Genomic DNA, 18,964 nt, shown 5'->3' on the forward strand with positions numbered 1-18,964 from the left:
CTTCTCCCTGTGGGAGAAGGTGCCCCGAAGGGGCGGATGAGGGTGCGGGCGCCTGGGGGGCGGAGTAGCCGGCCTTGCGTACCGGCGTACCCTCACCCCAACCCCTCTCCCGGGGGGAGAGGGGCTTGCATCACTTCTTGACGCCGGGAAAGCCCAGCTTCTCGCGCTGCGCGTAGTAGGCCTTGGCCACCGCTTGTGCCAGCGCGCGCACGCGCAGGATGTAGCGCTGGCGCTCGGTCACCGAGATCGCGCGGCGTGCGTCGAGCAGGTTGAAGGCGTGGCTGGCCTTGGTCACCTGTTCGTAGGCCGGCAGCGGCAGCCCGACCTCGACCAGCGCCTGCGCTTCCTGCTCGCACGCGTCGAAGCGGTGGAACAGTTCGGCCACGTTGGCGTGTTCGAAGTTGTACGCGCTCTGCTCCACCTCGTTCTGGTGGTAGACGTCGCCATAGGTGACCGGCGTGCCATCGGGTCCGTAGGTCCACACCAGGTCGTAGACGTTGTCGCAGTTCTGCAGATACATGCACAGGCGCTCGAGACCGTAGGTGATCTCGCCCAGCACCGGCTTGCACTCCAGGCCGCCGGCCTGCTGGAAGTAGGTGAACTGGGTGACTTCCATGCCGTTGAGCCACACTTCCCAGCCCAGGCCCCAGGCGCCGAGCGTGGGCGATTCCCAGTTGTCCTCGACGAAGCGCAGGTCGTGCACCAGCGGATCGATGCCCAGCGCCTTGAGCGAATCCAGGTACAACTGCTGGATGTTGTCCGGGTTCGGCTTCATCGCCACCTGGTACTGGTAGTAGCGCTGCAGGCGGTTCGGATTCTCGCCGTAGCGGCCGTCGGTGGGGCGGCGACTGGGCTGCACGTAGGCCGCATTCCACGGCTCCGGTCCGAGCGCACGCAGGAACGTGGACGGATGGAAGGTGCCGGCGCCCACTTCCAGGTCCAGCGATTGGATCAGCACGCAGCCGTGCTGCGCCCAGAACTGGTTGAGGGTCTGGATCAGACCCTGGAACGTGATCGGTACGGACCGGGTGACGGACATCTAGCAGGGGCCGGTTGAGGGGTGCGCTAGTATAGCGACCGACTCGCGGGGACTTCCGCGCACCGGACCTGGACCATGGATTCGCGCCCTGCCGCGCCCCCCGCGTCGTTGCCCGCCGAGCCCGCCGTGGCATTGCCGCCGGGCCGGTTGAGCTTCGAGCGCGTGGCCGCCGCACTGCTCGCCGACGGCCTGGTCGCGCCGGCCGAACGTGGTCGCGTGCAGTTCTCGGCGCAGACCGCGCGCACCGTCAGCGACGTGCATCCGCTGGTGCTGCTGTCCAACCTGAAACTGGCCGCGACCCGTCCGCCGGGCAGCGAGCTGAGCCTGGAACGGCTGACCGAATGGCTGGCGCAGCGCTGCGGCCTGCGCTACCTGCGCATCGATCCCACCCGGGTCGACGTGGCCGCGGTCACCGGCGTGGTCTCGCACGCCTACGCGCGCCGCCACCGCATCCTGCCGCTCGCCCTGCAGCCCGAGCGCCTGCTGGTGGCCACCAGCGAACCGCTGGCGCTGGACTGGCTCGGCGACGTGCAGCACCTGGCGCGGCGCCGCATCGAAGTGGTGGTGGTCAACCCGCTGGACCTGCATCGCTACACGATGGAGTTCTTCGGCGTGACCCGCTCGGTGCGCGGCGCCAAGGACGGGCGCACCGAACAGAGCAGCGGCCTGCCCAGTTTCGAGCAACTGGTGGAACTGGGCCGCGGTGGGGACGTCAACGCCGACGACCACCACATCGTGCACATCGTCGACTGGCTGCTGCAGTACGCCTACGAGCAGCGGGCCAGCGACATCCACCTGGAGCCGCGGCGCGAGGCCGGGCGCATGCGCTTCCGCATCGACGGCGTGCTGCACAAGGTGCTGGAAGTGCCGCCGGCGGTGATGACCGCCATCGTCAGCCGCATCAAGGTGCTCGGGCGCATGGACCTGGCCGAGCGGCGGCGGCCGCAGGACGGGCGCATCAAGACCCGCTCGCCGGGCGGGCGCGAGACCGAGATGCGCCTGTCGACCATGCCCACCGCCTTCGGCGAGAAGTGCGTGATGCGCATCTTCGATCCTGATGCCGCGTTCAAGAGTGTGGACCAGCTCGGCTTCAGCCCGCAGGAAGCGGCCGGCTGGAACGCGCTGGTGGAACGCCCGCACGGCATCGTGCTGGTCACCGGCCCCACCGGCTCGGGCAAGACCACCACGCTGTACTCCACGCTCAAGCGCCTGGCCACGCCGGACGTGAACGTGTGCAGCGTGGAGGACCCGATCGAGATGATCGCCACCGAGTTCAACCAGATGCAGGTGCAGACCAACATCGATCTGGATTTCGCCAGCGGCGTGCGCACCCTGCTGCGGCAGGACCCGGACATTATCATGATCGGCGAGATCCGCGACCTGGAAACCGCACAGATGGCGGTGCAGGCCTCGCTGACCGGACACCTGGTGCTGTCGACCCTGCACACCAACGATGCGCCCTCGGCAATCACCCGCCTGCTCGACCTGGGCGTGCCGCACTACCTGGTCGCCTCCACCCTCAACGGCGTGCTGGCGCAGCGCCTGGTGCGCACCCTGTGCGGCCACTGCAAGCGCCCGCACACGCTGGAGCCGCACGAGTGGGACGCGCTGCGCGAGCCGGGCGAGGCCTTGCCCGAGCCGCTGCAACCCTACGCCCCGGTCGGCTGCCTGGAGTGCCGCCGCACCGGCTACCTGGGCCGGGTGGGCCTGTACGAACTGTTGCCGGTGACCCCGCGCCTGCGCACCCTGATCCGCGCCGACATGGACCTGGCCGGCTTCAGCCGCGCCGCCCAGGACGAGGGCGTGCGCACGCTGCGCCGCGCCGGCCTGGAAAAAGTGGCTGCCGGGCTGACCACCATCGAGGAAGTGCTGTCGGTGTTGCCGCCGCGGGAGTGAGCGGGCGGGGGCGGCGTGGTCGGCATGGGTCTCCTCGCGCGCTGGTCTGCCGCACACGATGCGCTTGCGGGAGCGCATCGCCAAGCCGCGACCACAGAGAATGAGCGCACCGCCCACGCGTCGGATGAGAACGCCGTCCGCAGCGCCGTGATTCGCGCCGCCGTTATTTCTTCCCGGCCATCGGCGTGAGGCCGCTCTCCGCGATGGCCTTGGCCGCCGCAGGAGACGCCAGGTAATCCAGCAGCGCCTGCGCCGCCTGCGGCTGCGTGCTGGCGGTGGCGACAGCGCCGGAGTACAGCGTCATCTGCTGCGCCTGCTTGGGGATCAGGCCGACGATGGCGATGCCCGGAACCGGCTTGAGTTCGCTCAGTTGCTGGAAACCGAGTTGTGCCTCGCCGCGCGCGACCACTGCGCCGACCGGCTCGGCGGGAATCATCCGCGCCTTGGCGGCGAAGCCGGCGCCGAGCCGCATCCGCGGGAACAGCGTGCGCGACAGATAGACGCCGCTGGCGCTGTCGGAATAGGCCACCGATTGGCTGTCGAGCAAGGTCTTGCGGAAGGCCTCCATCGTGGAGATGTCCGGTTTCGGTGCACCCTGTTTGACTGCCATGGCGATGTAGGACTCGCCCAGGTCCACGCGGCTGGCGGGGCGCGCCTGGCCGTTGGCCACCAGCGTGTCCAGCGCCGCGCCGACCATCAGCAGCACGTCCGCCGGCTCGTGCCGGGCGAGGCGGTTGGGAATGGCCTGCGGCGTGTCGCCCATCGACGGCGCCGCCTCGATGTGCAGCCTCACTCCCGTACTGCGTTCGTAGTCGGGCGCGACGGCGCGGATGGCGCCCATGATGCCGCCGGAACTGAGCACCGTCAGCGTCGTGGGCTGGGCGGGACGGCCGGACTCCGGCGCCGCCGCCACCGATGCGGACACGCTCAGCAGCGTGACCAGGACCAAGGAAATCAGCGGACTGCGCATATCGAACCTGCCAGGAAGGAAGAGCGACAGCCTGCGCGCGCCGCGCTGAAGCGGATGGGAAGCCGTGGCCGCGCACCGACCCGACCGCATGCCCCGCCGGATCGCTTGTGCGCCACCGCGCTGCCATCCCACCGCGGCTCCGTCATGCCGGGGATCAGGCCCGGCCGCGTCGCGGCCGCCTCCCCTTGCTCGCAGTTATATGCTTATGCCATCGACACCTTCGGCGCTCGGAAAAAGCCGCGCGCTGCCGTCTAGAATCCCACCATGCCGTTGGCTTCTCCCGTCCGTCGCCGTGCTGCGCCCTTCCTGATCCTCGAAACCGGCGAACCGGTGGCGACGATGCGGCGCTACGGCCGCTTTCCGCACTGGATCCGTGTCGCCGCCGGCCTGGCCGAGCGCGAGACGGTGGTGGCCAATGTCGCCGCCGGGGAGGCCTTGCCGGCGCGGGGCGACTTCGCCGGGGTGATCGTCACCGGCTCGGCGGCGTTCGTCACCGACCGGGCCGACTGGAGCGAGCGCTCGGCGGCCTGGCTGCGCGAGGCCGCCGAGGACGGCACGCCGCTGCTGGGCATCTGCTACGGCCACCAGCTGCTGGCGCACGCGCTGGGCGGGGAGGTGGCCTACAACCCGGCCGGGCGCGAATCGGGCACGGTGCACATCGAACTGCATCCGCCCGCCGCCGAGGATCCGTTGTTCGCCGGCCTGCCGGCGCGGTTCCCTGCGCATGCCACGCATCTGCAGACGGTGCTGCGCGCGCCGGCCGGCGCCACGGTGCTGGCGCGCTCGGCGCAGGACCAGTGCCACGCCTTCCGTTGGGGCGAGGCGACCTGGGGCCTGCAGTTCCATCCGGAGTTCGCCACCCACCACATGCGCGGCTACGTGCAGGCGCGTGCCGACTGTCTACGCAGCGCCGGACGCTGCGCCCGTACCATCGCCCGCGAGGTCAGCGCCGCACCGCTGGCACGCAAACTGTTGCGGCGCTTCGTTCAGCACGCACGCGGGCAGCACAGCAGCGGCCAGGTAAAACCGCGATAATCTGTGCAGTCGCCGCGCTGTACGGCGTCCCCCACTTCGGATTGGCAATGATCGAGATTCGCAAGCTGCCGGCCTCGGCCGGCGCGGAATGGCTGTTGGCCGGCATGTCCCTGCTGCGACGGGCGCCGTGGGCGTTGGGCCGGCTCGGACTGGTCTGGGGCCTGGCGGCGCTGATCGCGCTGTTCCTGGGCGTGCTCAACCCCACCCTGGGCATGTTGGCGCAACTGCTGATGGGCTTGGCCGGGCCGCTGCTGTTCGGCGGGCTGGTGTGGGCCGTACGCGAGGTCGACCAGGGCCGCAGCGCCGAGCCGGCGCACCTGCTGCAGGGCCTGCAGGGCGGCCGCACGCCGAACCTGCTGGTGGCGCTGCTGCCGCAGGTGGTGGTCGGGCTGGCGCTGGCGCTGCTGGCCGTGGTGGTGATCGGTCCGGGCGGGCTCGAACAGCTGACCACGGTGATGAACAAGCTCAACGAGTTGGGCCAGTCCGGCGCGCAGCCGGATCCGCTGCAGGTGGAGCAACTGGTCGCGACCCTGCCGGCGCTGCGCATCCTGCTGTGGCTGATGCTGGTGGCGGTCGGCTTCGTGGCGGTGGCGCTGACCCTGTTCCTGTTCGCGCCGCAGGTGATGTTCGACGGCCGCAACGGCATCGCCGCGATCGGTCACGGCCTGCGCGCCTGCCTGCACAACCTGCCGGCGATGCTGGTGTTTTTCGTCCTCGCCTTCCTGGCCATGTTCGCGTTCTATTTCGCGCTGACCGTGGTGATGCTGGTGCTGCAGTTCCTGGTTGGCACCGCGGTGGCGGCCCTGGTCGCGCAGTTGCTGCTGATGGCGCTGCTGATGCCGGTCTTGGCCGGGATCGTGTACGCGGCCTGGAAGCAGATGTTCGTGCACGCCGGCGATGCCGCGCCGGCGGTGCCGCCGCCGCCTTCGAACGTCTTTGTGGCTTGAGGGCTGGGATTCGGGAGTGGGGATTCGGGATTCGTAGAGCGACAGCAACAGCAAAACGGCCCCTCGGGGCCGTTTTGCTGTGTGCAGGCGAGCGCTATCTGGTCCTAGGATGCGTCAGACGCAGCGAACCGCGCTTACGAATCCCTATTCCCGAATCTCCACTCCCGGCTTCTTCGTCACCGCCGCCGCGGCGATGATGCCCAGCTCGTACAGCAGGCACATCGGGATCGCCAGCATCAGCTGCGAGACCACGTCCGGCGGGGTCAGGATCGCCGCCAGGACGAAGATGCCGACCACCGCGTAGCCGCGGCCCTCGCGCAGTTGCTGCGGGGTTACCCAGCCGAGCAGGGCCAGGATCACCAGCGCCACCGGCAGTTCGAAGCTGGCGCCGAAGGCGAAGAAGATCGCCAGGACGAAGTCCAGGTAGGCGCCGGCATCGGGAGTGAGCTGGATCACGTCCGGCTTGAACGTGGTCAGGAAGTGGAACACCGCCGGCAGCACCAGGAAGTAGGCGAAGCCGCAGCCGAGGTAGAACAGCAGTACCGCCGAGGCCAGCAGCGGCAGCGCCAGGCGCTTCTCGCGCTGGTACAGGCCGGGCGCGACGAAGGCCCAGGCCTGGTATAGCAGCCACGGCGCGGACACGAACAGGGCCAGGAAGAACGCCAGCTTGAGTGGGGCGATGACGGCGCCGGCCGGGTGCGTGGCGATCACGCTCTGGCCCACCGGCAACTGCGCCAGCATCGGCTCGGCCAGCCAGGAGTACAGGCGCTTGGAGAAGGGCAGCACCACCACCACCACCAAGCCCAGGCCGATCAGCGCGCGCATCAGCCGCGCGCGCAGTTCGATCAGGTGTTCGATCAGGCTGCTTTCGGCTTCGACGTTCATCGTGGTGCCTCCGGCTCACTGGAGGGCGGCTGGACGCTGCCCGTCGCCGTGGCGGAGGGCGCCGGATGTGGCGCGGCGGCACCGCGCGCGGCGGCCGGCACGGCGGACGCTGCTGGTGCCGTCGACGGTGGCAGTGGCGTGGCCGAATCGGCAACGCGCGGCGTCGAAGTGTCGGTTGCGGCGGCGGCCGCTGGCGGCACTGTCGCCGAAGCGCTGTCGGCAGGCGGCACCGGCGGGTGCGGGTCGATCTCGCGGCGCAGCGCCTCGGTCTGCCGCTGCAGTTCCTCGCTGCCGTCGCGAAACTGGGTCTCGGCCTGGCGCAGCGAACTGTGCACGTCGTGCAGGCTGCGCTTGAGTTCCTCGGCTTCCAGTTCGCGTTCCAGTTCCTGCTTCACCGAGTCCCACTGCGCGCGGGCGCGGCGCACCCACAACCCGGCGAAGCGCGCGGCCTTGGGCAGGCGCTCGGGGCCGAGCACCACCAGGGCCACCACCGCGATCACCAGCAGTTCGCTGAATCCGATATCGAACACGCCGGCGGTGTCCCGTCAGTGCGCGTCGCGGTCGCGCTCGGCCTGGGTCTGGCGGGACGGCTCGCTGCTGCTGCGCGTCTCGTCGCCGAGCTGGCCGGCGGGCTTGTCCTCGTCGCGCATGCCTTTCTTGAATTCCTTGACCGCGTTGCCCAGATCCTTGGCGCCGCTCGTCAGCCGCTTGGTGCCGAACACCAGCAGCACGATCACCAGCACGACCAGCCAGTGCCAGATGCTAAGACTGCCCATGATCCGCTCGCAGAAAAGTCGTAAGGAACCCGCAGGATAACGCACCGCGCCGTGCCGCGTTACCTTTCCCGGCCGTGCAGGCATGCCTGCACGGCGGGATGGACAGGTGGCGTTGGGAACGACGCTCAGCGATCGCCGTCGAGCTTCTCGGTACGGATCTCGCCGTCGGACACCGGCTGGAAGCCCTGCTGCGCCGGTTGTGCCTGGCCCTGCAGGGGGGCGGTGCTGGCAGCGGCGTCGGGCGCGGCGGTCGGTTCCGGCGCGGCCTGCGGTGCCGGCATGGCCGGTGCCGGGGCCGCGGTCGAATCGCCGCTGCTGTCGGTGCCGCGGCTCTGCCGCGCGGCGTAGGTGGCTTCCTCGAGCTTGTCGCGGAAGGCGACGATGTCGTTGGACGGCCGGTTCGTGGTGCGGCCTTCGAAGATCATCCGCGGGGTGGTGTTGGGGCCGTAGGCATTGAGGTCGGCGGCATCGTCGATCTGCAGCGCGGCGCCGTCGAGGGCGACACCGGCGAACAGGCCGCGGGCGCGCGACCACGACCAGATCTCGGCCTTGAGCTGGCCATCGGTGGCGGCGGCGGCGTTGCGCCCGACCGGGCCGGCGGCGACGCCGGCATCGGCGCCGAGGGTGAACTTGCCGTTGACGATGTTGTCCAGACTGCGGTCGTTGCGGAACACCAGCACCACGTCGGAGGACTGCACGCCGACCTGGAAGCCGATGCTGCCGCCGGTGAGCTTGACGAACACCGGATTGGACCAGGTGCCATCGGGGCGCTTGACCGACATCAGGCCATGGCCGCGACGCCCGCCGATCACCAGGCCGGCCTTGAGCGTGTCCGGGATCACCACGATGGCGCGGCCCTCGTCGAGCAGCTTGTCGGGGATGGACTGTTCGGGGATCTTCTGGATGTCGGTCAGCACGCGCAGCGCATTGCGGGCGCGCTCGTCCTCTTCCGGACCGGCCACGGCGTGGCCAGCGAACAACACGGTGCTCATCAACAGGGCGAGGCGCGGCAGGAGGGGCATGGCGGGCTCCGAAGTAGGTCCGCAGCAAGATACTGCAAGTGCTTGAACTTAGTCACAGGGCAATGAATCGGCAATGAGTGGTGCCGGCGCCATGCACAGGCGCCATCGATCGCCGCGATCGAGCGGATCGACACGCCGCGACGCGCGCGCTCTGCCACAATGCGCGCATGTCCGACGCACCCGAGACCGCCATCCTGGTGGTGAATCTAGGCACGCCCGAGGCGCCGACCGCGCCTGCGGTCGCCCGTTATCTGGCCGAGTTCCTCGGCGACAAGCGCGTAGTCGCGATCCCGCGGCTGTTCTGGTGGCCGCTGCTGCACTGGGTGATCCTGCCGCGGCGCTCGCCCAAGTCGGCGGAGAAGTACGCGCAGGTGTGGCTGGCCGACGGCTCGCCGCTGGCGGTGTACACGCGGCGCCTGGCCGAGGGCATGCAGCGCGAACTGCCCGGGCACCGCGTGGCCTGGGCGATGCGCTACGGCACGCCGGCGCTGGCGCCGGCCCTGGACGCGCTGCGCGAGGCCGGCGTGCGCCGGATCGTGGTGCTGCCGCTGTACCCGCAGTATTCGACCACCACCACCGCCTCGATCGAGGACGTGGTGCAGGCCTGGCAGGCGCGCCATCCGCAGCTGCCGGTGCACCTGATCGAGGACTACCCGACCGATCCGGCCTGGGTCGCCGCGGTGGCGGACAGCGTGCGCGCGCACTGGGCGCAGCATGGCCGCGGCGAGCGCCTGTTCTTCTCGTTCCATGGACTGCCGCAGCGCGTGGCCAACAACGGCGATCCCTACCCGCAGCGCTGCGAAGCCAGCGCGCAGGCGATCGCCACCGCGCTGGGCCTGGAGGCCGGGGAATGGGAGCTCGGCTACCAGTCGCGCTTCGGCGCCGAGCGCTGGCTGCGCCCCTACGCCGAACCGCGGCTGTGGGACCTGGCCGCGCAGGGGGTCAAGCAGGTGGACGTGATCTGTCCCGGCTTCGCCACCGATTGCCTGGAAACCCTGGAAGAAGTGGCGATGGGCTTCGTCGAGACCTGCGCCGAACGCGGTATGCAGGTGCGCTACATCCCCTGCCTCAACGACGCCCCGGCGCACGCGCGCGCACTGGCGCAGCTGGCGGCCCGCGCCGCATGAGTGTGCGTCCCTTCGCCTGCCCGTCGCGGGTGGGCGCGCTGGCCGGGCTGCGCAGCGGCAATCCGGATGGACCCAAGGCGCTGGCCTTGCACGGCTGGCTCGACAACGCCGCCAGCTTCGTGCCGCTGAGCCGGCACCTGCCGCAGTTGGACCTGGTGATGCTGGACCTGCCCGGCCATGGCCACAGCAGCGCCTTGCCCGAGGGCGCCGAGTACCTGCTGGCCAGTGCCCTGCATCCGGTGCTGGACGCGGCCGATGCGCTGGGCTGGGAGCGCTTCTTGCTGATCGGCCATTCGATGGGCGCGGCCATCGCCAGCCTGCTGGCCGCCGCGGCGCCGCAGCGCATCGAGAAGCTGGTGGCGATCGAGATGCTGGGCGGCCTGGCCGAGAGCGAGGACGGTGCGGTGGCACGGCTGCGCAATAGCGTCGCCAGCACCCGCCGCGCCAACGCCGCACCGTTGCGCGTCTTCCCGGACCTCGCCGCGCCGGTGCGCGCGCGGATGCTGGCCAACCAGCTCAGCGAGCCGGCGGCACGGTTGTTGGTGGAACGCGGCGTGCGCGCGGTGGACGGCGGCTACGTGTGGCGCAGCGACCGCCGCCTGACCTTGCCGACGGCGATCCGTTCGACCGAGACACAGATGCAGGCGCTGCTGGCCGGCATCGAGTGCCCGACCGCGGTGGTGTTCGCCGATCCGGCGCAGGACATGCTGCCCGAGCCGCTGCGCCTGCAGCGCGCGGCGTGCCTGCGCGATGGCCGCGTGCACACGCTGCCCGGCACCCATCATCTGCACATGGAACAGCCGGCGGCCGTGGCCGCGTTGCTGCACGACTTCCTCTGAGGCGGCCGCGGCGGCGCGCGCTGCGCGGCCATGCCGCCGGACAGCGCGCACGCATACTGCGACGCAGTGACAGCCAGCGCTGCGCACTACGCCGCGGTCCTCCTCCTCCCGGCGTCACAGTTCGACATGTTGTCGCCGCGCCGTCGCGTTTCGGAAAACTTCGGCGCACAGCGTAGCGGGCACTCTTCGCCCTGACGCCGCACTTCCGATGATCCGCCTCCTTCGCCGCTACCGGGTCGGCCCGCGCCTGACCTTCGCCTTCGCCGCCCTGCTGTCGATCTGCGGCGCCCTGATCGTGGCCAGCCTGGCGTCGATGGCGCTGGCGCGGCATCAGCTCGACGACATCGCCCTGGATAAGATGGAGAAGATCCGCCTGTCCAACGCGATGGTCGCGGCGCAGGCGCGGCTGGAGATCGGCTTGCTCAACGATGTCATCCTGACCAATCCCGACGAGAAGCAGGCGGTGGTGCGCGCCATCGGCGCGGCCCAGCAGGACTACGCGCAGGCGCGGCGCAAGTTGTTCGCGATGCGCCTGGACCCGGCCGACCGCACCGGCGCGCAGTTGCGCGCGGCGATCGACAAGGCCTATGCGCAGGTGCAGCCGTTCCAGTCGCAGGTGCTGGCACTGGCCGCCGACAACCAGAACCTGGATGCGCAGACCCTGCACCTGTACACCCTGCAGCCGCTGCTGGCGCAGTGGCAGCAGGCGATCCAGCGCAATGCCGCGCACCTGCGCACGCTCAGCGACGGTTCCTATGCGCAGGCGGTGACCACCATGGCCCATGCGCGCTGGCTGCTGCTGCTCGGCGGCGGCCTGTTGCTGGCGGTCAGCGCCTGGCTGGGCTGGTGCATCACCCAGAGCCTGGTGCGGCCGCTGCGCGAGGGCACCCGCGTCGCCGCGGCCATCGCCGCCGGCCAGCTCGACGCGGTGGTGCCGGCACAAGGCAACGACGAGGCCGCCGACCTGCTGCGCAGCATGCAGACCATGCAGACGCAGCTGCGCGCGGTGCTGGCCGAGCAGCGGCAGATGGCGCAACAGCATGCCGACGGCGCCATCGCCTGCCGCGGCGACGCGGCGGCGTTCCCCGGCGACTACGGGCAGCTGCTGCGCGACGCCAATGCGCTGGTCGACCTGCACGTGGGCACCGCGCAGTCGATGGTGGCGCTGATGCGGCGCTACGCCATCGGCGATCTCAGCGAGGACATGCCGCGCCTGCCCGGCGAGCAGGCGGCGATCTCCGAGGCGATGGATGCGATCAAGGCCAACCTCGGCACCCTCAGCCGCGACATCTGGCACCTGGCCGAGGCCGCCGCGGCCGGCGACTTCAGCGCACGCGCCGACGTGGGCGCGCACCAGCACGATTTCCGCATCATGCTCGAGAGCCTCAATCAGTTGATGGCGACGGTGGACGGCAACCTGGGCGAGTTGTCCGGGTTGCTGCGCGCCATCGCCAGCGGCGACCTCGGCGTGCGCATGCGCGGCGACTTCCGCGGCGTGTTCGCCGACATGCGCGACGACGCCAACGCCAGCGCCGACCAGCTGGCGGCGATCGTGGCCGGCATCCAGCACGCGGCCGCGGCGATCGACGCCGAAGCCGGCGCCATCGCTGGCGGCCATCAGGACCTGTCGCAGCGCAGCGCCGAACAGGCCGGCACGCTGGAACGCACCGCCTGTGCGGCGGCGCGCCTGACCGAGACCGTCCGCCAGAACGCCGCCCATGCGCACCACGCCAACGAGCTGGCCGACGCGGCGGCGACGGTCGCCGGTCATGGCGGTGCGTCGATCGACGCGGCGGTCGGTGCGATGCAGGGCGTGGAAGTGGCCTCGCGCAAGATCGGCGAGATCATCGGGGTGATCGACGGCATCGCCTTCCAGACCAACATCCTGGCGCTCAACGCCGCGGTCGAAGCCGCACGCGCCGGCGAGCAGGGCCGCGGCTTCGCCGTGGTCGCCAGCGAGGTACGCGCGCTGGCGCAGCGCTCGGCCGATGCGGCCAAGGAGATCAAGCGCCTGATCGAGGCATCGGTGAACCAGGTCGCGGTGGCGTCGGCGCAGGTGCACGATGCCGGCAGCACCATGGGCCGCGTGCTCGCGTCGGTGAGCGAGGTCAATGCGCTCATGGCGGGCATCGCGGCGGCCTCGCAGGAGCAGGCCGCCGGCATCGACGAAGTCGGCCAGGCGATGGCGCAGATGGACCGCAGCACCCAGCAGAACCTGGCGCTGGTGGAACAGGCCACCGCGGCCTCGCGTGCGTTGGAGCAGCAGGCCGGCAGCCTGAGCGAGGCGGTGGCGGTGTTCCGGTTGGCCGACGCGGCAACGCCGGTGCCGCACGTGGAGGAGCCGATTCTGGCGATCCAGCCTGCGCCCGTCGGTTTCGAGTACGCGCGCAGCGCCTGACCGAAGGCGGCTGTCGGGCGGGATCGGGCGCCATGCGCGCAGCGCCGGCGGTGCCGTGTGTCTTCCGCCGGCATGCCGAATGCGTGGCTGTCAGGGGCCTGCGGACAGTCGTGTAGGTGTGCTCCCTACACACTCAAAGTGAAGCTTGTGTGTAGAAAAATTTTCGCTTAAGTTGCGCCCACGCCTGCCGTCAACAGGCGTAGACGCGATACGTCCTGTGTACGCGGCTCGATCCCGGCGTCCTGACATGCCGGCGTAGCGCCGCACGGACCGTACCGCCTCGCTGGCGCCGGAGGACGCGCCTGATTCGCGGTAGGCGGGAGGAGAGGGGGCCTGCCGGGCGCTGCATGGAGTTCTGCTTCCGCAGCGCTGGGGTGACACATCGCGATGCGACCGCATCGGCGCCCACTCGCACCCTCATCCCTCTTGTTCGCATCTCCGCTTGCGCGCCATGTCGTGCCGCAGCGCAGCATGTGTGCCCGATCCGCTCCCCAACCACACCCTCGCCGCTCACGCCGATCGCATCGCGTTGTTCGGCGTTCAGTCGCGGGCCGGGCGCAACCGCCGCAGCGTCTTCCGTGCCCTTCGAAGAACGTGCTTTCGCCCAGGCCGACGTGTGCAGCCGCTCCTACGGCGCGTTTGCCACCGTTGGTGGATGCGCGCTTCAGTCGCGCTCCGGCCGCAGCAGCCAGCGCAGATGCGCCTTGAGTTGGCGGCCGTGCTGGTGGAACCAGGTGCGCTCGGCGCGCCAGTCCGGGAAGCGCGCTTCCACTTCGTGCCAGAACGCCGGCGAGTGGTTGGCCTGGATCAGGTGACAGAGTTCGTGCACCAGCACGTACTCGAACGCCGAGGGCCGCCCCAGCACCAGCGCCAGGTCCAGCGCCATGCTGCCGTCGGGCGCCAGCGAGCCCCACTGCGAGGACATGACCTTGTAGCGCACCGCGCGCGGGGCGCGCGGCAGCGATGGCAGGTATTGCGGCAACCAGCGGCCGACGTCGGCACGGGCCTGGGCTTCGTAGAAATCGCGCAGCGCCCGGCGCAGCGCCGCATCGCCGCCGCGCGGCGGCAGGTGCAGGTGGGCCACGCCGTCGGCGACCTCGATGCGCGCGTAGCGCGCGTCGTGCCAGGTCACCGGCAGCGACTGCCCGCGCAGCGGCAGTTCGCCGGCTTCGCCCGGCCGCAGCGGCGTCAGCGTCTCGGCAGCGACATAGCGCGAGAGCTGCTGTGCCAGCCACTGCCGGTTCTCCAGCAGGAAGCGTTCGCCGGCGATCAGGCTGGCGCGCAGCGGCAGGGTCAGCCGCGCGCCGCGTTCATCCACGCTGAGCTTGATGCGCCGCGCGCGCGGGTCGCGCACGCGCAGCACCTCGACTTCGCGCTCGTCCAGGCGGAAGCGGACGAGGTCGCGTTCGACGGCCGCCGGGGGCGGCGCGATCAGGCGACGGAGCAGATCGGGCATGGGCACAGCATACCGCCGGCGCGGGGGCGCACGGTGACAGCCGCGTGCGGCTGCCTCCGCCGCATCAGTCGGCCTTGCTCAGCTTCAGCGCCTCTTCCAGCAGCAGGAACAGGCGCCGCACCTCGGCGCTCATCAGCGCGAAGCGCGCGTCCAGCTCGGCGCGCACGCCATCCTGGTCGGCATGCTCGAGCTGGTCCAGCGCACCGTCGAGGAACTTCAGCTTGCGGATCACCAGGTCGTCGCCGAGCACGAAGGACACGTGGTCGTCGAGCACCAGCGCCAGCTTGGTGACCTGCTTGCCGGCTTCCAGGTGCTTGTCGATCTCGTCGCAACGCAGTTCCTGGTGCTGGCACTTGACCACCGCGCCGCCTTCGATCGGGTCCTTCATCTCGCACTCTTCGCCCAGGCTCAGGCCTTCAGGCAAAGGCTCGCCGGCGATCCAGCCGGTGAGGATCGAGCGCGGCGCCACTTCGGCGTTCAGCGGCAACGCCGGGAAGCTGCCGAGCAGGCCGCGGATCTCCGACATCACGTTTTCGCCGGTCTTGCGGCTGGAGGTGTCCACCGCGACGTAGCCGTGCTGCAGGTCGAGCATGGCGTCGGTGCGCGAGGACTTGACGAAGGCGCGCGGCAGCAGCTCGTGGATCAGGTCGTCCTTGAGTCGCTTGCGCGCGCGGCCGCCGGGGCGCCGGCCTTCCTTCTCCTCGATCTCGGCGACCTTGCGCGCGAGCAGGTCGTTGACCACCGAGCCGGGCAGGATCTTGTCCTCGCCGCCGACGGTCAGCCACAGGAAGTCGGCGATGCGGTGCGAGAGCGCTTCCTGCTCGTCGCGACCGAACGGGGAGATGAAGCCGCGCGAACTCATTTCCAGCGGGCCGACCGATTTGAGCTGGGCCTCCGGCAGGAGCTTTTCGACCTCGGAAAAATCGAGCGTGGTGGGGAAACGGAACAGGGTCAGATTGCGAAAGAACATCGAGCATCCAGCTGAAGGAAACGGAACGGTCCGGCGGCAAGCGCCGGGGAGCGGCGGCCATTGTCGCATCGCGCCCGCCCGGGCACCGCATTGGGCGGTTCAGCGAGGGGCCTCAGCCCGGCGCGTCGTCCGCCCAGGCGCCGGCCGCTGCCGTGGCCGCGCCGCCGAGCGCGGCGAAGTCGAACAGCGCGCGGTCGGCCAACTGCGCCGGATGCACGTTGCCCAGGGCGCGGGCGATCTGCTCCACCCGCCCCGGATGCTCCCGGTCCCACTGTTGCAGCAGTTGCCCGACCTGGCGGCGCTGCAGCGTCTCCTGGCTGCCGCACAGCGTGCAGGGGATCAGCGGGAAGGCCTGCGCCTGTGCGTAGGCGGCGATGTCGTCCTCGCGCACATAGGCCAGTGGCCGGATCACCACGTGACAGCCATCGTCGCTGCGCAGCACCGGCGCCATCGCCGCCAGCTTGGCGTGGAAGAACAGGTTCATGAAGAAGGTGGCGACGATGTCGTCGCGGTGGTGGCCCAGCGCGATCTTGGTGAAGCCGTGCTCGGCGGCGTAGCGGTACAGCGCGCCGCGGCGCAGCCGCGAGCACAGCGAACACAGGGTCTTGCCTTCCGGCACCACCCGGGTGACCACCGAGTAGGTGTCCTGTTCGATCACATGCCAGGGCACGCCGCGCCGGCGCAGGTAGGTCGGCAGCACGTCGGCGGGAAAGCCGGGTTGCTTCTGGTCCAGGTTCACCGCCACCAGTTCGAACGGCACCGGCGCCTTGCGCTGCAGTTGCAGCAGGATGTCCAGCAGGGTGTAGCTGTCCTTGCCGCCGGACAGGCACACCATCACCTTGTCGCCGGCGCCGATCATGCCGAAATCGGCGATGGCCTGGCCGACCTGCCGGCACAGGCGCCTGCCCAGCGCCGCGGCGTTGCGCGCGCTGGGCGGTGCGGGATCGGCGAGCGGTTGCAGTGGCGGCAGGGGCAGGGGCGAGGTCATCGGCGGTAGTGTAGTCGGCGCGGCACGCGCGGCGGCGTTGCGGGTCACTCCAGTCCCGCCACCGCGACCGTCCTGAACGTGCCGGTCAGGCCGGCAATGACGGTGCCGAGGCCGCGCAGCTCCTCGCTGTTGTTCGCGCAGAAGGACAGGCCGTCCGTGGTGCATTGCATCACCGCGGACCGTAGCGGCCGCGCTGGCGCCGAGGCAGTGCCGTCTTCCGCGAAGGACGCGCATCCGGCGCGGTCCGTCCTCCGCCGTCATGCCGCACCGGGACCGGCCCGCTACACTCGCCGCTGGCCACGCACGCAGGGTCCTCGCATGTTCAAGAACCTCATTCCCAAGATCTTTTACGAGCGCCTGCAGGATGGACTGCCGTTCTTCGTCGATGGCCTGGGCTTCCAGGTGCTGTATCAGGACGAGACGATGGCGGTGATCGCGCGCGACGGCGCCAAGGCCTACCTGGTGGAAAACGCGGAATGGGCGGCGAAGGATCGGCCGGAACTGGGCATCGAAACCGACTGCATCGACACGATCCATGCGGAGTTGTCCGCACGCGCACCGCAGTGGCTGCATCCCAACGCCCGCACCGTCGCGCTCAAGCCCTGGGGCGCGCGCGAATTCGCGATGCTGGACCCCACCACGGTCTGTGTCGTGTTCCGCGAGTGGCCGGCGCAGACTTAAGCGATGCCGCGTTGAGCGAGCCGCGGATGGGCATGCGCAAAAAGCACCAGTTGCCGGAAAAGCCCTGCCTGCATTGCGGCCGGCCGTTCCGCTGGCGCAAGAAGTGGGAAAAGGTCTGGGACGAAGTGAAGTACTGTTCCGACCGCTGCCGTGGCGAGCGCAAGCGCGTGTCCGTGCCGGGGCCGCCATGAGCCGCAGCATGGCGCGCCGCCGCGGTGCGTGGTCGCGCGCCTGCCGCGCTGCATGAGCCCGATGCAGCCCACCGCCCACACCTTGCGTCTGGTGCTGGGCGATCAGCTCGATCCCGAACATCCCTGGTTCGACGTGCGCGATCCCGGCGTGGTCTATGTGTTGATGGAAGTGCGGCAGGAGACCGACTACGTCCTGCACCATGCGCAGAAGATCCTCGCCATCTTCGCCGCCATGCGCGCATTCGCCGGCCAGCTGCGCGCGGCGGGCCACCGCGTGCGCTATGTGGCGATCGACGACGCCAGCAATCGCCAGTCCATCCCCGCCAATCTCGCTGCGCTGATGGCGCACTACGGTGCGCAGCGCCTGCAGTACCAGGACCCCGACGAATGGCGCCTGGACCAGCAACTGCGGCAGTGGGGCGCGACGCAGGCCTTCGCCACCGAAGCGGTGAACAGCGCGCACTTCTACACTCGCCGCGGCGAACTGGCGGAGTTTTTCCGTGGGCGTCCGCAATGGCTGATGGAGCACTTCTACCGGCACATGCGCAAGCGCCACCAAATCCTGCTGGTGGCCGACGGCACGCCCGAGGGCGGGCAGTGGAACTACGACCACGATAATCGCCAGCCCTGGCCCGGTGATCCGCCGCCGCCGCCGGATGCGCGCCCAGTCCACGATCACAACGCACTGTGGGCAACCATCCAGGCGGCCGGCGTGGACAGCTTCGGCCAGCCGCAGGCAGATGCGGTGCGCTGGCCGCTGAACCGCGCCGAGGCGCTGGCCTGCCTCGATCGCTTCATCGCCGACGGCCTGCCGCACTTCGGCCGTTACGAAGATGCGATGAGCACGCGCAGTCCGCGCCTGTTCCATTCGCAGCTCTCCTTCGCCCTCAACACCAAGATGCTGCGGCCGCAGGAAGTAGTGCAGCGCGCACTGTCGGCCTACGACGCCGGCACCGCGCCACTGGCGGCGGTCGAGGGCTTCGTTCGGCAGATCCTGGGCTGGCGCGAGTACGTGCGCGGCATCTACTGGGCACACATGCCCGACTACGCCGCACGCAACGCGCTCGGCCACGACACGCCGCTGCCGGCCTGGTTCTGGACCGGCGACACGCACATGCGCTGCCTGCACCACGCCATCGGCCAGTCCCTGCAGGATGCATACGCCCACCATATCCAGCGGCTGATGGTCATCGGCAACTTCGCACTGCTCGCCGGCCTGGATCCGGCGGCGGTGCACCGTTGGTACCTGGGTGTCTACATCGATGCGTTCGAATGGGTCGAGCTACCCAATACCGTGGGCATGAGCCAGTTCGCCGACGGCGGCCTGCTCGCGACCAAGCCCTATGTCAGCAGCGCCGCCTACATCGACCGCATGAGCGACTACTGCCAGGGCTGCCGCTACGACCGCAAGCAGAAGACCGGCGCGCGTGCATGTCCATACAACGCGCTGTACTGGGACTTCTTCGCGCGGCACCAGGACACGCTGGGGCGCAATCGCCGCCTGGACATGGTCTACCGTCAGCTCGGCAAGCTGCCGGCCGCGCAACTGCAGGCCTTGCGCACGCATGCGCAACACCTGCGCGGACGCCTGGACACGCTGTAGCGCGGGCCAGGCGCTTCGCGCGCGCGTGCAGCAACCGGATGCGCTGCCGGAACGTGCCCTGCAACGCACCCAAACCGTGCCACGCGCCGCGCATCGGCGCGCTGTCGCATGTGGTGTGTGCGCAATCGTGCGATCTGCTAC

General features: G+C 70.1%; 19 protein-coding genes. 9 read left to right on the forward strand and 10 right to left on the reverse strand.

Going from position 1 to position 18,964, the window contains the following annotated elements; all coding sequences use genetic code 11:
* Positions 1-130: 130 nt before the first annotated feature.
* Complete coding sequence (glyQ, locus tag GGR66_RS15250; RefSeq protein WP_184448847.1) at positions 131-1,039, reverse strand: glycine--tRNA ligase subunit alpha; 909 nt, start codon at positions 1,037-1,039, stop codon at positions 131-133.
* Positions 1,040-1,114: 75 nt separating this feature from the next.
* Here glyQ and GGR66_RS15255 point away from each other — a divergent pair, with 75 nt between their 5' ends.
* The gene (locus tag GGR66_RS15255; protein ID WP_160967132.1) at positions 1,115-2,935 is read left to right on the forward strand and encodes a GspE/PulE family protein; all 1,821 of its coding nucleotides are present in this window, start codon (positions 1,115-1,117) and stop codon (positions 2,933-2,935) included.
* Between the two features lie 163 nt (positions 2,936-3,098).
* On the opposite strand, the gene GGR66_RS15260 is transcribed toward GGR66_RS15255, so the two are convergent.
* Positions 3,099-3,905, reverse strand: coding sequence for a substrate-binding domain-containing protein (locus GGR66_RS15260; RefSeq protein WP_184448848.1), 807 nt, complete (start codon positions 3,903-3,905; stop codon positions 3,099-3,101).
* A 264-nt stretch (positions 3,906-4,169) separates the two neighbouring features.
* Between GGR66_RS15260 and GGR66_RS15265 the strand changes: the two genes are divergently transcribed.
* Both GGR66_RS15265 and GGR66_RS15270 read left to right on the forward strand, forming a co-directional pair.
* Complete coding sequence (locus GGR66_RS15265; protein WP_184448849.1) at positions 4,170-4,940, forward strand: glutamine amidotransferase; 771 nt, start codon at positions 4,170-4,172, stop codon at positions 4,938-4,940.
* A gap of 47 nt (positions 4,941-4,987) precedes the next feature.
* Positions 4,988-5,887, forward strand: coding sequence for a BPSS1780 family membrane protein (locus GGR66_RS15270; RefSeq protein ID WP_160967128.1), 900 nt, complete (start codon positions 4,988-4,990; stop codon positions 5,885-5,887).
* 144 nt (positions 5,888-6,031) lie between these two features.
* Here GGR66_RS15270 and tatC read toward each other — a convergent pair whose 3' ends face one another.
* The 4 genes from tatC to GGR66_RS15290 form a co-directional block, all read right to left on the reverse strand.
* Entirely contained in the window at positions 6,032-6,772 is a 741-nt protein-coding gene (gene tatC, locus GGR66_RS15275; protein ID WP_184448850.1) for a twin-arginine translocase subunit TatC, read from the reverse strand.
* Positions 6,769-7,302 carry a Sec-independent protein translocase protein TatB gene (tatB, locus tag GGR66_RS15280; protein WP_184448851.1) on the reverse strand — a complete coding sequence of 178 codons (534 nt, stop codon included), beginning with the start codon at positions 7,300-7,302 and terminating at the stop codon, positions 6,769-6,771. The genes tatC and tatB overlap by 4 nt, the downstream gene beginning before the upstream one ends.
* A 15-nt stretch (positions 7,303-7,317) precedes the next feature.
* Positions 7,318-7,548: a Sec-independent protein translocase subunit TatA gene (gene tatA / locus GGR66_RS15285; RefSeq protein WP_019798768.1), complete on the reverse strand. Its 231-nt coding sequence runs from the start codon at positions 7,546-7,548 to the stop codon at positions 7,318-7,320.
* Positions 7,549-7,673: 125 nt separating this feature from the next.
* Positions 7,674-8,570, reverse strand: a complete 897-nt coding sequence (locus GGR66_RS15290) for a YSC84-related protein (RefSeq protein ID WP_184448852.1) — start codon at positions 8,568-8,570, stop codon at positions 7,674-7,676.
* Between the two features lie 167 nt (positions 8,571-8,737).
* Between GGR66_RS15290 and hemH the strand changes: the two genes are divergently transcribed.
* The 3 genes from hemH to GGR66_RS15305 all read left to right on the forward strand — a co-directional run bounded on the left by hemH (position 8,738) and on the right by GGR66_RS15305 (position 12,934).
* Positions 8,738-9,697: a ferrochelatase gene (gene hemH, locus GGR66_RS15295; protein WP_184448853.1), complete on the forward strand. Its 960-nt coding sequence runs from the start codon at positions 8,738-8,740 to the stop codon at positions 9,695-9,697.
* Positions 9,694-10,536 (forward strand): alpha/beta hydrolase, encoded by an 843-nt coding sequence (locus GGR66_RS15300; RefSeq protein WP_184448854.1) that lies wholly within the window; start codon positions 9,694-9,696, stop codon positions 10,534-10,536. Before hemH ends, GGR66_RS15300 begins: the two co-directional genes overlap by 4 nt.
* A gap of 208 nt (positions 10,537-10,744) precedes the next feature.
* Positions 10,745-12,934, forward strand: a complete 2,190-nt coding sequence (locus GGR66_RS15305; RefSeq protein WP_184448855.1) for a methyl-accepting chemotaxis protein — start codon at positions 10,745-10,747, stop codon at positions 12,932-12,934.
* A gap of 664 nt (positions 12,935-13,598) precedes the next feature.
* On the opposite strand, the gene GGR66_RS15310 is transcribed toward GGR66_RS15305, so the two are convergent.
* From GGR66_RS15310 to GGR66_RS21225, 4 genes are all read right to left on the reverse strand, one after another.
* Positions 13,599-14,390 carry a SprT family zinc-dependent metalloprotease gene (locus tag GGR66_RS15310; protein ID WP_184448856.1) on the reverse strand — a complete coding sequence of 264 codons (792 nt, stop codon included), beginning with the start codon at positions 14,388-14,390 and terminating at the stop codon, positions 13,599-13,601.
* Between the two features lie 64 nt (positions 14,391-14,454).
* The gene (locus GGR66_RS15315; RefSeq protein WP_160967112.1) at positions 14,455-15,360 is read right to left on the reverse strand and encodes a recombination-associated protein RdgC; all 906 of its coding nucleotides are present in this window, start codon (positions 15,358-15,360) and stop codon (positions 14,455-14,457) included.
* A gap of 112 nt (positions 15,361-15,472) precedes the next feature.
* Positions 15,473-16,348, reverse strand: a complete 876-nt coding sequence (ttcA, locus tag GGR66_RS15320; RefSeq protein ID WP_184448857.1) for a tRNA 2-thiocytidine(32) synthetase TtcA — start codon at positions 16,346-16,348, stop codon at positions 15,473-15,475.
* A 44-nt stretch (positions 16,349-16,392) separates the two neighbouring features.
* Positions 16,393-16,518, reverse strand: coding sequence for a hypothetical protein (locus tag GGR66_RS21225; RefSeq protein ID WP_255421720.1), 126 nt, complete (start codon positions 16,516-16,518; stop codon positions 16,393-16,395).
* A 148-nt stretch (positions 16,519-16,666) separates the two neighbouring features.
* Between GGR66_RS21225 and GGR66_RS15325 the strand changes: the two genes are divergently transcribed.
* The 3 genes from GGR66_RS15325 to GGR66_RS15335 are packed head-to-tail and all read left to right on the forward strand — an operon-like array spanning position 16,667 to position 18,823.
* Positions 16,667-17,029: a hypothetical protein gene (locus GGR66_RS15325; RefSeq protein WP_184448858.1), complete on the forward strand. Its 363-nt coding sequence runs from the start codon at positions 16,667-16,669 to the stop codon at positions 17,027-17,029.
* 26 nt (positions 17,030-17,055) lie between these two features.
* Positions 17,056-17,220, forward strand: coding sequence for a DUF2256 domain-containing protein (locus GGR66_RS15330; protein ID WP_184448859.1), 165 nt, complete (start codon positions 17,056-17,058; stop codon positions 17,218-17,220).
* Between the two features lie 52 nt (positions 17,221-17,272).
* Positions 17,273-18,823: a cryptochrome/photolyase family protein gene (locus GGR66_RS15335; RefSeq protein ID WP_184448860.1), complete on the forward strand. Its 1,551-nt coding sequence runs from the start codon at positions 17,273-17,275 to the stop codon at positions 18,821-18,823.
* Positions 18,824-18,964: the final 141 nt, after the last annotated feature.

Origin of the sequence: Xanthomonas sp. 3498, assembly GCF_014199795.1 — a bacterium.
GTDB classification, from domain to species: Bacteria; Pseudomonadota; Gammaproteobacteria; order Xanthomonadales; family Xanthomonadaceae; genus Xanthomonas_A; species Xanthomonas_A rydalmerensis.